This is a genomic window from Duganella sp. BJB476 (assembly GCF_003416895.1).
In the GTDB taxonomy this organism is placed as follows: Bacteria; Pseudomonadota; Gammaproteobacteria; order Burkholderiales; family Burkholderiaceae_D; genus Rugamonas.
In genome coordinates this window covers 105894-118754 of record NZ_QVIO01000010.1, presented here as the reverse complement: position 1 = coordinate 118754, position 12861 = coordinate 105894, and the positions used below count along the sequence as shown (strand labels likewise).

Sequence of the window (12861 nt, the reverse complement as noted above, 5' to 3'; positions counted from 1 at the left end):
GGTCATCAGACCACTTGCGCCGGGCAAGGTCAATTGACACTCTGTAACAGAATTGAAATAAACAACACTTTTCACGGTTATTTCAAAAAATAACGACTTATTTACACAAAAATACAAAGTATTTTGTTGTTAATGGCCAATTTGTGATAATCAGGCGTGAAACGTTCAACCAAGTTCATGTGACCCGGGGGTACGATGTGCGATGACAAATTGTTGAACGGACAAGAGGCTGCGCCGCGTCTGTTCGGCGTCGAGGATGGCCGGGCGCTGGCCGAGGCGGCGCTGCGCTCGATCACGGCGTCGACCGCCCGCGCCCGCGGCGACGACTTCCTGCGCATCCTGGTGCGCGACCTGGCGCAGGCGCTCGACGTCACCTATGTGATCGCCGGCCGGGTGATCGTCATGGCCGACGGCCAGGAAGGCATCCGCACGCTGGCGGTGTGGGGCGGCGCCGACTACCTGCCCAACATGGAGTACAGCCTGCTGCACACGCCCTGCCAGGACGTCACCGACCAGAGCATGTGCTTCCATGCCTGCGGCATCCAGGCCGATTATCCCAAGGACACGCTGCTGGTCGACATGCGGGCCGAAAGCTATATCGGCATGCCGATGATCGATACCGAAGGGGGCACGCTGGGCATCCTGTCGGCCATCGACACCAAGCCCATCTCCGAGGACAAGCGCCTGCTGGTGCTGTCGCTGCTGTCGATCTTCGCCGCGCGCGGCGCCGCCGAGCTGCAACACCAGGAGCGAGAGCGGATGCTGGAACACAAGGTACAGCAACGCACCGAAGCCTTGCTGGCGGCGCAGACCACGCTGATCGAGCAGGAAAAGATGGCGGCGCTGGGGGCGTTGGTGGCGGGCGTGGCGCACGAGGTCAACACGCCGATCGGCGTGGCGGTGACGGCGGCGTCCACGCTGAGCAGCTATGCGGCCGAGCTGGTCAAGTGCGTGGGGAGCGAGCGCGTCAGCCGTTCCGAGCTGGTGGCCACGGCCGGGCGCATGCGCGAGGCGGCCTTGCTGGTCGAGCGCAACCTGCTGCGGGCCGCCGATTTGATCGGCAACTTCAAGCAGTTGGCGGTGGACCAGGGCAGCCTGAGTGTCTGCACGGTGGCGCTGCTGGAGCATGCGCAGAGCGTGGTGTCGGCGCACGGCCCGGAGCTGCGCAAGTTCGGCATCGCGGTCGAGCTGGATATCGCGCCGGAGCTGCGGGTGCGGCTGGATCCGGGGCGCTGGTCGCAGGTGCTGTCCAACCTGTTGATGAACAGCGCCAAGCATGCTTATCCGAACGGCGGCCCCGGCCTGGTCAGGCTGAGCGCGCGCATGGAGGCGGACTGGTTGTTGCTGGAGTTTGGCGACGACGGCGTCGGCCTGACGGCGGAAGTGCGGGAGCGCTTGTTCGAGCCCTTCTTCACCACCAAGCGCGGGCAGGGCGGATCGGGACTGGGCATGCACATCGTCTACACCATCATGCACCAGATGGGCGGGCAGGCGACGGTCGAACCCAGCCCGGCCGGCTGCCGCATCAAGCTGCGGCTGCCGGTCCGGGAAACGGATTAAGGCTGCTGGTCGGCGGCCATCGACAGCGCCACCGCTTCCGCCACCTTGATGCCGTCGACGCCGGCCGACAGGATGCCGCCCGCGTAGCCGGCGCCTTCGCCGGCCGGGAACAGGCCGCGCGTGTTCAGGCTTTGCAGGGTGTCGTCGCGGCGCTTGATGCGGATCGGCGACGAGGTGCGCGTCTCCAGCCCGGTCAGCACGGCGTCGTGCTTGAAGTAGCCCTTGACCTGCTTGTCGAAGGCCGGGAAGGCTTCGCGCAGCGCGCTCACGGCGAACTCCGGCAGGATGGTGGCCAGGTCGGTCAGGTGCACGCCCGGCTTGTACGACGGCACCACGCTGCCGAACTCGGTCGAGGCGCGGCCGGCGACAAAGTCGCCCATCAGCTGGCCCGGCGCATTGTAGGTGCCGCCGCCCAGTTCAAACGCCTTCTCTTCCAGCCGGCGCTGGAACTCGATGCCGGCCAGCGGGTGGCCCGGGTAGTCGACTTCCGGCGAGATGCTGACCACGATGGCGCTGTTGGCGTTGCGCTCGTTGCGCGAATACTGGCTCATGCCGTTGGTGACCACGCGGCCCGGCTCGGACGCGGCCGCCACCACCGTGCCGCCCGGGCACATGCAGAAGCTGTACACGGCGCGGCCGTTGGCGGCGTGGTGCACCAGCTTGTAGTCGGCGGCGCCGAGGATGGGGTGGCCGGCGTTGGGGCCGAAGCGGCAGGCGTCGATCAGCGATTGCGGATGCTCGACGCGGAAGCCGATCGAGAACGGCTTGGCCTCGATGTAGACGCCGCGGTTGTACAGCATTTCAAAGGTGTCGCGCGCGCTGTGGCCGACCGCCAGCACCACGTGGTTGGTGACGATCTTCTCGCCGCTTTCCAGCGTCAGGCCGCGCACCTGGCCGCCGTCCGGACCCTGTTCGATCTCGATGTCGACCACCTTGTTTTCAAAGCGGTATTCGCCGCCCATCTGTTCGATGTTGGCGCGCATCTGCTCGACCATCTTGACCAGGCGGAAGGTGCCGATGTGCGGCTTGCTGACGTAGATGATTTCCTCCGGCGCGCCGGCCTTGACGAACTCGGTCAGCACCTTGCGGCCGTAGTGCTTGGGGTCCTTGATCTGGCTGTACAGCTTGCCGTCCGAGAAGGTGCCGGCGCCGCCTTCGCCGAACTGCACGTTCGACTCCGGATTGAGCTCGCGCTTGCGCCAGAAGCCGAAGGTGTCGACGGTGCGCTCGCGCACCTGCTTGCCGCGTTCGAGGATGATGGGACGCAAGCCCATCTGCGCCAGGATCAGCGCCGCGAACAGGCCGCAGGGGCCGGTGCCGATCACCACCGGGCGCGGGTTCTGGTCGTGGCCGGCCAGCTGCTCGCCGTGGGCGACGAATTTATAGGAGGTGTCCGGCGACGGCATCAGGTGGACGTCGTGCTGCAGGCGTTTGAGCAGCGCTGCCTCGTCCTTGACGTCGACGTCGAGCGAATAGATCAGCACGATCGCGGTTTTCTTGCGGGCGTCGTAGCTGCGTTTGAATACCGTGTAGCCGAGCAGGGCGTCGGCGGCGATGTCCAGGCGCGCCAGGATGGCGGCCGGCAGATCCGCCTCGGCGTGGTTCAGCGGGAGTTTGACTTCGTTTAATCGCAACATGGATGGCTTCCTGAGAGGGCGCTGTCTAGGCGCCATGATCGTCGGGCCGGCGCGGCGGCGTGGCGCCCCGGTTCAGCCCGTGAAACCCCGTATTTTACCCGCAATGGCCGCCAATTGCAGCCATGCCGGCTCCGCCAGCCTTTCGAAACGGCGGAAAAATCGCATCGCGCTAAATATAAAATGCCGTAGTGGCACTTGCGGAATATTAAGTTCAGTCGCCGCTTATTCATTGCCTCCTTTGATTATCAAGCAACGGCTATTAATACGCATGCCGGTCTCGCTATTTATATATTCAAAAATTATTTTAAATCGGGCCTTATTCATTCCTGCTATTTTTCCGGCGCATGGGGAATCTTCAGAATTGGAATTATTATTTATAAATAATATAGGTCTAATGGCCTGCGCTATGACTGTCGACAGACATTATTGCTTGCGGATCACTCATATATTCGCAGTGTTGATACTGAGTAATTTTTCACAAATGAAGTATTGGCGGTTTTGTTGTTAAAAGGCGACTGGCACCAAAATGGCCACGCAGCGGTTTTAATGCACTGGCTGGCGTCATTTTGTTTCCTTAAGGAATTTTTCTGTGCGCTGCAGACGGTTAAAAACGCGCTCGCGTGGTCGCATTTGATGTTCTTTGTTCTGGAAAGCCCCGGTTTTCCATTGATTTTCGCCGGTTGCGGCTTGACGGTTGAAAATTTTGGTGTACTTGCTCGCGACACGCCGCAGCAGGACGTGAAATGGCGTTAGTTCGGCGGATTGTTGTTTTTTTGCGATCATTTCGTTATTTGATAGGAAATTAAAAATGTATTTTTGGAAATATTTTCAGGCGGCATGACATGCGATTCGTTGCGATGTTGTACGAACGAGACAATTCACAACGTTAATAAAAATACATTTATCCAAATCTTTAGGCCCGCACTTTGCCGCATCGCACCACGCCGGTGCGCAGAATCTTTCGCCTTCCGTGCGCTGGTCCGGACTGTGTAAGGTTCATTGACAATAGCCGAGTTGCTATGTTTTTATGAACAGCGGAAAAGTTTGGCTTTATTTCATCAACGATGACGCAAGCGCCGATCTTTACCTGGGGCAGAGAAAGTGCAGTTGCCGGTGAATGAATAGTTTTATCCAGACTATTCACAGTCGGTAGAGGTTAAACAAAGAAATGGGTCGTTTTTACTTGCTATCCAAAAGATGCCGTTAAACGTTCTAATAAACACACCAAGGAATACAATATAATGATCAAGGAAACAGTATTGTCTCGCTCGATCCGCGTGATGTTCGTCGGCGGGATTGCGCTGGGTATGCATGCAGCGTCCGCGCAGCAAGCAGCGGACCAGCCTATGCAAAAAGTTGAAGTGACCGGTTCGCGTATCCCTACGCTGAACACCGAGGGCGCCAGCCCCGTGACGGTCCTGAGCGCCAAAGACATCAAGATCGACGGCGTACGCAATGTCGAAGACATGCTCAACAACCTGCCGCAAGTGTTTGCAGCGCAGGGCGCGGCAATCTCCAACGGCGCCTCCGGCACCGCGACCGTCAGCCTGCGTGGCCTGGGTTCGGACCGCACGCTGGTGCTGGTCAACGGCCGTCGTCTGCCGTCCGGCAGCGTCACCAGCACTGCTGCTGACTTGAACGAAATTCCTTCGGCGCTGATCAAACGCGTCGACGTGTTGAGCGGTGGTGCAGGCGCGGTGTACGGCGCGGGCGCGATTGCCGGCGTGGTCAACTTCATCCTCAAAGACAACTTTGAAGGCGTGGAAGTCCAGGTCAACACCAGCGGCTTCAACCACAGCCAGCACAACAGCGTGGCTTACGCCGTGAGCGACCACAACTACCCGTTGCCAGGCAAAGTCGGTCTGGACGGTAAAGAAAAAGACATCAACATCCTGATCGGCGGCAACTTCGCTGACAACAAGGGTAACGCCACCGCGTTCTTCACGTACAAAGAAACCCGCCCTATCCTCGAAGGCGCTCGCGACTACTCGTCGTGCGCACTGGCTGCCGGCAAGACCAAATACACCTGCTCGGGCTCGGCAACGAACGCGCTGGGTATCGTCTCGACCGACACCGCCGACTTCACCAACGCCGACAACAAAGGCACGGCCCGTCCATACAACGGCGCGACCGATGCTTACAACTTTGGCCCGATCAACTACCTGCAGCGTCCATCGCAAGTGTATGGCTTCAACAGCCAGATCCACTACGACATCAACGACAAAGCGCGCATCTACAACGAGTTCAACTTCCACAACTACTCGACCGATGCACAGATCGCTCCGGGCGGCGTGTTCTACGGCGTGCAGACCACGCTGCAGTACGATAACCCGCTGCTGTCGCAGTCGTGGAAAAACGCGCTGGGCCTGACCCCTGGCGGCCCTGGTGTCGACGTCATCGTCGGCAAGCGTAACGTCGAAGGCGGCCCGCGCGTCGATTCGATCAACGATAACTCCTTCCGCGAAGTGCTGGGCGTCAAGGGCGAGATCAACAACTGGACCTACGACGTGTTTGGCCAGTTCGCTCGCGTGAGCCACCAGGAAACCGCCAGCGGCTACTTCTCGGTCGCCAAGATCGGCAATGCGCTGGACGTGATCACCGATCCGAAAACCGGTCTGCCAGTGTGCCGTTCCGGCGGCGCCTGCGTACCGTACAATATGTACACCCTGGGCGGCGTAACCCAGGCCGCGCTGAACTACCTGCAAGTGTCGGGTCACCAGCAAGGCTACACCCAGCAGATCATCTACGGCGGTAACATCGGCAGCGATCTGGGCGTGTACGGCGTGAAATCCCCATGGTCGAGCAACGGCATCGGCGTGGCGTTCGGCGTCGAACACCGCACCGAAAAACTGGTCTTCCAGCCTGACCAGGAAAACATCTCCGGCGACCTGTCCGGTGGTGGCGGTGCCGCGCCTGCGCTGCGCGCCGGCTACACGGTCAAGGAAATCTACGGCGAGGTGCACGTGCCGCTGGTCGAGAAGAAGCCATTCATCGAGAGCCTGGACCTGCAGGGTTCGTATCGCCACTCCGAGTACAGCACCGACAAGGTGGCCAACACCTACGGTCTGGGCATCGACTGGTCGCCGATCCAGAAACTGCGTCTGCGCGGCAGCTACCAGCGTGCGGTGCGCGCTGCAACCATCCAGGATCTGTACAACCCGCAATCGATCGGCAACGGTGGTCCTTCGGACGACCCATGCGCCGGTCCTTCGCCTAGCGCAACCCTGGCTCAGTGCGCCAACACCGGCGTCACCGCTGCACAGTACGGCAACCTGAAGAAAAACTCGGCCAACCAGTACTCGTCCCGCACCGGTGGTAACCCTGATGTGGCGCCGGAAAAAGCCGACACCTTCACCCTGGGTATCGTGGTTGAGCCGATCAAGAACCTGACCATCACGGTCGACGGTTTCCTGATCGACATCAAGGACACCATCAGCGCGGTCGATCCAACCATCGCCCTGAACCAGTGCTTGCAGACTGGTAATCCAGTGTTCTGTAAGCTGGTCAAGCGCGATGCGCTGGGCAGCCTGTGGCTGTCGCCTAACGGTCCGCTGGGCTTCGTGGAAAACACCACGACCAACATCGGTTCGGTCGGCACCTCGGGTATCGACCTGGGCGCAAGCTATCGCTACAAGACCGGCAGCATGGGCACCCTGGACTTCACGATGAACGGCACCTGGCTGCGCAGCATCACCACGGAAAACGTGCCTGGCCTGGGCGAGTATGACTGCAAAGGCCTGTTCGGCCCGACCTGCGGTACGCCTGCTCCTGAATGGCGCCATAAGTTCCGTACCACCTGGGCGACGCCTTATGGCTTCGACGTCTCCGGTACGTGGCGTCACTTCTCGTCGGTCTCTTCCGAGTTCTCGTCCAACGAGAAGCTGCTGAAAAAACCAGTGACCGGCCAGTTCCCACTGGAAGCGAAACTGGGCGAGCGTGACTACTTCGACGTGAACGTGTCCTACCCGATCACCAAGAAGATCACCCTGAGCGGCGGTATCAACAACCTGTTCGACCGCGACCCACCAGTCGTATCGACCAAGTCGACCGCAGCAGCTGGTAGCGCCAACGGCAATACCTACCCACAGGTGTACGACTCGATGGGTCGCTTCCTGTACCTGAACCTGACCGCTCGCTTCTAATCGCGACTGTCGGCTAGCAAAACGGCACGCTACGGCGTGCCGTTTTTTTTCGTCCCGCGCATTGCTCATCCGGCAAAAAAAACGGCACGCCGCAGCGTGCCGTCGGGACCGGATATGGTCGCCTACAGGTCGAAACCGCCTGCTTCGCCGCGGAAGCGATTGATGCCCTCGGTCAGGGCGGTGATCATTTCGCGCTCGACCGGCGTGAGGTGCGGGTGCCAGATGTCGAAAATGAGCACCACGCGCAGCTGCTCGCTATTGTTCCAGGCCTCGTGTTCGATCGTATCGTCGAACACCCAGGCCTGGCCCATCTGCCATTCGCGCGTCTCGTTGCCGACCCGGAAGCCGCACTGGCCCGGCAGGATCAGCGGCAAGTGGGTCACCAGGCGCGCATTGCTGACGCCGACGTGCGGCGGGATGCGGGTCTTGGGCTTGAGCAGGGAGAACATGGCGGTCGGCGTGCGGCCGGGCTGGTCCGGCTGCGGCGCGCCCCCCAGCAAGCCCATGGTGACGGGGCACTGGGCGGCGTTTTCCGGCACCGGCACGCCGTCCTTGAGCAAATGGAAGGCGCTCCAGCGCGGCGAATTGTTCAATTCGGCGAACTGGTTGTGCGGCACGTCGTCGGCATAGGTCAGGTAGGGCGTGAAGCCCTGCTCGGCGTGCAGCACGTTGAGGAATTCGTCGCGGATGGCGTCGGTGCCCGCTTCGATCGCGTCCAGCCAGGGAAACTCGGCGCGCGGGAAGAAGGGGGTCGGCACCAGGCCGGGGTAGTGGTACATCATCGATTGCGATTCATAGCGGACCTTGCGGCCGACCATGATGTCCAGCGCCTCGCGGAAGCGGCTCAGGTTTTCGCCCGCCATCTGCTGGTAGTGCGGTTCCAGGAAATTGTCGAGGAATTTGCCATAGCCGTCGCGGTAGCTGTCGACATACTGGCGCGCGTGGGTGACGGCGGCGCGCAGATCGGGACTGAGCTGTCCCATCGGCGGGGCCACGCTGGCGACGGCGCCGTACACCGAGGCCGACTGGTGGTTCTTGCCCTGGCGCTCCAGCAGGTTGGCGCGCAGGATGAGGGCGATCAGGTCGGTGGGATCGGCCTTCAGGGCGCCGTGGATGGCGGCATCTTCGGCGGCTTCGTCTTTCTGGTGCTGGCAGGCCAGCGCCAGGCTGATCCAGCTTTGCGGATCGGCGGGCGTGGCCTGGACCAGGCGCTCGAAGGCGCGGCGGGCGGCGGCGATGTCGCCGCGGCGCAGCGCGCGCTTGCCCTGCGAGGTCAGCGCCAGCGCGTGGGACGGTTGCAGCGCCAGGATGCGCTCCCACAAGCGTCCGGCTTCGTCGTCCTTGCCTGCCTGGGTAGCCTGGATGGCGGCGGCCTGCAGTGCGGCGATCTCAGCTTGTGCCGTTTGCGGATGGGGCAGGGAGGTGATCATGTCTTGTGATGGCGAGTTGGCAGGGAAACTTTGTTGCCTGCCAAAAAATTATAGCCCGCCCACCCTGCCTCCAGAGGCAATGGCCGCATGAAACTAGATCAAGTGTTGGAATTCCGCATCATTACGTTACATTGCGCCGCACGCCGTTACATGCCTCCCCACAGCCCGCTCAGGATGGCGGCGGCCGACAGGCCGGCGGTCTCGGTGCGCAGGATGCGCGGGCCCATGGTCAGGGGCAGGGCGCCGTGCTGGATCGCCAGGTTTTCCTCGGCGTCGCTGAGGCCGCCCTCGGGGCCGATCACCAGGGTCACCGCCTGCGGGCTCTGGTGGCGCGCCCAGTCGGCCAGCGACTGTTCGGCGCGCGGCGTCAGGATGATGCGGCGGTGCATGTCCTGCTGGGTGATCCACTGCTTGTAGTCTTGCAGCGGCGCCAGCTGGGCCAGGCGGTTGCGGCCACTCTGCTCGGAGGCCGACTCGATGATGCCCTGCCAGTGCGCCATCTTCTTTTCCGCCCGTTCGGCCGACAGCCGCACCACGCAGCGCTGCGCCGCCAGCGGCTGCACGCCCGACACGCCCAGCTCGATGGCCTTTTCAATGATCCAGTCCATCTTGCTGGCCTCGGGCAGGGCCTGGGCCAGGGTGATGCCGAACGGCAGCTCGACCTCGCGCGGCTGGTGCGTCTTGACCTCGACGCTGACATGGCGCTTGCCGATCTCGCTCAGGGTGGCGCTGTATTCGCCGCCTTCGCCGTTGAACAGCGTCACCAGCTCGCCGGGCGCCAGCCGCAGCACCTGGATGTGGTGGGCGACCGCCTCGGGCAGGCTGACGAGCTGGCCGATGGCCAAAGGCTGGGAGATATAAAAGCGGGGCATGCGCGGATCCGGTCGGTTTGAGTTCCGCAATTTTAAATGGTGGACGCCTCGGTCTGGTAAAATAATGGGTTCAGCAAGAGTGCAGCACAGACAGTAATAACGACAGCAGCATCCCATTGCCCCCAGTTTCCATACTTTCGTGATAGACCAACGATGACTTCTACGCTCCCAACCACCCAAATGGCTAACGCGATTCGCGCGCTGGCAATGGACGCCGTCCAGAAGGCCAATTCCGGCCACCCAGGCATGCCGATGGGCATGGCCGAAATCGCCGTTGCGCTGTGGAGTGGCCATTACAGCCACAACCCGGCCAACCCGAAATGGGTGAACCGCGACCGCTTCCTGCTGTCCAATGGCCACGGCTCGATGCTGCACTACGCGCTGCTGCACCTGTCCGGCTACGCCGTGAGCATGGACGACATCAAGTCCTTCCGCCAGATGCATTCGAAAACCCCGGGCCACCCGGAAGTCGACGTCACCCCGGGCGTGGAAACCACCACCGGCCCGCTGGGCCAGGGCATCGCCAACGCGGTCGGCATGGCGCTGTCCGAGTACCTGCTGGCTGCCGAGTTCAACAAGCCCGGCTTTGACGTCGTCAACCACTACACCTACGCCTTCGTCGGCGACGGCTGCCTGATGGAAGGCATCTCGCACGAAGTATGCGCGCTGGCCGGCACCCTGGGCCTGAACAAGCTGATCGCCCTGTACGACGACAACGGCATCTCGATCGACGGCAAGGTCGAAGGCTGGTTCACCGACGACACCCCGGCCCGTTTCGAAGCCTACGGCTGGAACGTGATCCGCGCGGTCGACGGCCATGATGTTGCCGCCGTCTCGGCCGCCATCGCCGCCGCCAAGACTTCCAGCAAGCCGACCCTGATCTGCTGCAAGACCATCATCGGCAAGGGCTCGCCCAACCTGCAAGGCGGCGACAAGGTGCACGGCGCCGCGCTGGGCGACAAGGAAATCGCCGCCGTCCGCGAATACATCGGCTGGAGCGCCGCGCCGTTCGAGATCCCTGCCGACGTCTACGCCGCCTGGGACGCCAAGTCCGCCGGGGCCAAGCTGGAAGCCGACTGGGCCGCGACCTTCGCCGCCTACGGCAAGCAATTCCCGGCCGAAGCCGCTGAACTGAGCCGCCGCATGGCCGGCGACCTGCCAGCCGCGTTCGACGCCACGCTGGCCGCCGGCATCGCCGCCTGCGTCGACAAGAAAGAAAACATCGCCACCCGCAAGGCCAGCCAGAACGCCATCCAGGCGCTGGCGCCGGTGCTGCCGGAATTCCTGGGCGGCTCGGCCGACCTGACCGGCTCCAACCTGACCAACTGGAAAGAGTGCGTCGCACTGCGTTCCGGCAAGCCGGGCAACCACGTCAACTACGGCGTGCGCGAGTTCGGCATGTCGGCGATCATGAACGGCGTCACGCTGCACGGCGGCTACATCCCGTTCGGCGCCACCTTCCTGACCTTCTCGGACTACAGCCGCAACGCGCTGCGCATGGCCGCGCTGATGAAGCTGCGTTCGATCTTCGTGTTCACCCACGATTCGATCGGCCTGGGCGAAGACGGCCCGACCCACCAGTCGGTCGAGCACGTCTCGTCGATGCGCCTGATTCCTAATCTGGACAACTGGCGTCCATGCGACACCGTCGAATCGATGGTCGCATGGGGCGAGGCGGTCAAGCGCAAGAACGGTCCGTCGACCCTGATCTTCTCGCGCCAGAACCTGCCGTACCAGGAACGCAGCGCCCAGCAGATCGCTGATGTGGCCCGCGGCGGCTACGTGCTGAGCGAAGTGGCCGGCGCCAAGGTCACGCTGATCGCCACCGGTTCGGAAGTCGAGCTGGCCGTGGCGGCCGCTTCGGCGCTGGCCGCGGAAGGCATCGCGGCGCGCGTGGTGTCGATGCCGTCGACCGATGTATTTGACCGTCAGGACGCCGCTTACAAGGCCAGCGTGTTGACCAAAGGCTTGCCACGCGTGGCAATCGAAGCCGGCGTGACCGATTTCTGGTACAAATACGTCGGCCTGGAAGGCGCTGTGGTCGGCATCGATACCTTCGGTGAATCGGCCCCGGCAGGCGTGCTGTTCAAGCACTTCGGCTTCACGGTGGAAAACGTCGTGGCGAAAGTCAAATCTGTCATTGCATAATCTATAATTGCTTGTTGCATTACCTATTTTTCTAATCAGGAGCATAGTATGACGATCAAAGTTGCAATCAATGGCTACGGCCGCATCGGCCGCAATGTGCTGCGCGCTTTCTACGAAGGCGGCAAGAAACAAGACATCCAGATCGTTGCGATCAACGACCTGGGCGATGCCAAATCGAACGCCCACCTGACCCGCTACGACACCGCCCACGGCAAGTTCCCAGGCACCGTGACGGTGGACGGCGACAACATGATCGTGAACGGCGACGTGATCCGCGTGTTCGCGCAGCGCAACCCGGCGGAAATCCCATGGGGCGAGCTGGGCGTGGACGTGGTGCTGGAGTGCACCGGCTTCTTCACCACCAAAGAGAAAGCTTCGGCTCACTTGAAGGGCGGCGCCAAGAAAGTCATCATCTCGGCACCGGGCGGCAAGGACGTCGACGCCACCATCGTGTACGGCGTCAACCAGCACGTGCTGAAGGCTACCGACACCGTGATCTCGAACGCATCGTGCACCACCAACTGCCTGGCCCCGCTGGTCAAGCCGCTGAACGACGCCATCGGCGTGGAAACCGGCCTGATGACCACCGTGCACGCCTACACCAACGACCAGGTGCTGTCGGACGTGATGCATGAAGACCTGCGCCGCGCCCGTTCGGCCACCATGAGCATGATCCCGACCAAGACCGGCGCCGCCGCCGCGGTTGGCCTGGTGCTGCCTGAGCTGAACGGCAAGCTGGATGGTTTCGCGATCCGCGTGCCGACCATCAACGTCTCGCTGGTCGACCTGTCGTTCATCGCCAAGCGCGACACGACCGTGGACGAAGTCAATGCGCTGATGAAGGCCGCCGCCGAAGGCGCGCTGAAAGAAGTGCTGACCTACCAGACCGAACCGCTGGTATCGATCGACTTCAACCACAATCCTGCTTCGTCGAACTTCGACTCGACCCTGACCAAAGTGTCGGGCCGTCTGGTGAAAGTATCGTCGTGGTACGACAATGAGTGGGGCTTCTCGAACCGCATGCTGGACACCACCGTTGCACTGATGACCGCGAAGTAAGCTTCCGCGAGTC

8 protein-coding genes are annotated in these 12861 nt (G+C 62.1%); 5 read left to right on the top strand and 3 right to left on the bottom strand.

Going from position 1 to position 12861, the window contains the following annotated elements; genetic code table 11:
* Window positions 1-213 precede the first annotated feature (213 nt).
* Window positions 214-1560 (top strand): sensor histidine kinase, encoded by a 1347-nt coding sequence (locus tag D0T21_RS28885; protein ID WP_229211679.1) that lies wholly within the window; start codon window positions 214-216, stop codon window positions 1558-1560.
* Here the strand turns inward: D0T21_RS28885 and D0T21_RS28880 are convergent.
* Window positions 1557-3197 (bottom strand): NAD(P)/FAD-dependent oxidoreductase, encoded by a 1641-nt coding sequence (locus D0T21_RS28880; protein ID WP_116993366.1) that lies wholly within the window; start codon window positions 3195-3197, stop codon window positions 1557-1559. The genes D0T21_RS28885 and D0T21_RS28880 overlap by 4 nt on opposite strands.
* A 501-nt stretch (window positions 3198-3698) precedes the next feature.
* Between D0T21_RS28880 and D0T21_RS28875 the strand changes: the two genes are divergently transcribed.
* Both D0T21_RS28875 and D0T21_RS28870 read left to right on the top strand, forming a co-directional pair.
* Complete coding sequence (locus tag D0T21_RS28875; RefSeq protein WP_147328206.1) at window positions 3699-3950, top strand: hypothetical protein; 252 nt, start codon at window positions 3699-3701, stop codon at window positions 3948-3950.
* A 506-nt stretch (window positions 3951-4456) separates the two neighbouring features.
* Window positions 4457-7339 carry a TonB-dependent receptor domain-containing protein gene (locus D0T21_RS28870; RefSeq protein WP_229211678.1) on the top strand — a complete coding sequence of 961 codons (2883 nt, stop codon included), beginning with the start codon at window positions 4457-4459 and terminating at the stop codon, window positions 7337-7339.
* Between the two features lie 122 nt (window positions 7340-7461).
* On the opposite strand, the gene D0T21_RS28865 is transcribed toward D0T21_RS28870, so the two are convergent.
* Both D0T21_RS28865 and D0T21_RS28860 read right to left on the bottom strand, forming a co-directional pair.
* A complete protein-coding gene (locus D0T21_RS28865; protein ID WP_116993368.1) occupies window positions 7462-8769 on the bottom strand; it encodes an aspartyl/asparaginyl beta-hydroxylase domain-containing protein in 1308 nt (435 codons plus the stop codon).
* Between the two features lie 146 nt (window positions 8770-8915).
* Window positions 8916-9641, bottom strand: coding sequence for a 16S rRNA (uracil(1498)-N(3))-methyltransferase (locus D0T21_RS28860; protein WP_116993369.1), 726 nt, complete (start codon window positions 9639-9641; stop codon window positions 8916-8918).
* A gap of 153 nt (window positions 9642-9794) precedes the next feature.
* On the opposite strand from D0T21_RS28860, the gene tkt reads away from it, so the two are divergent.
* Window positions 9795-11789, top strand: coding sequence for a transketolase (tkt, locus tag D0T21_RS28855; RefSeq protein ID WP_116993370.1), 1995 nt, complete (start codon window positions 9795-9797; stop codon window positions 11787-11789).
* Between the two features lie 48 nt (window positions 11790-11837).
* Window positions 11838-12848, top strand: coding sequence for a type I glyceraldehyde-3-phosphate dehydrogenase (gene gap / locus D0T21_RS28850; protein ID WP_116993371.1), 1011 nt, complete (start codon window positions 11838-11840; stop codon window positions 12846-12848).
* Window positions 12849-12861 lie beyond the last annotated feature (13 nt).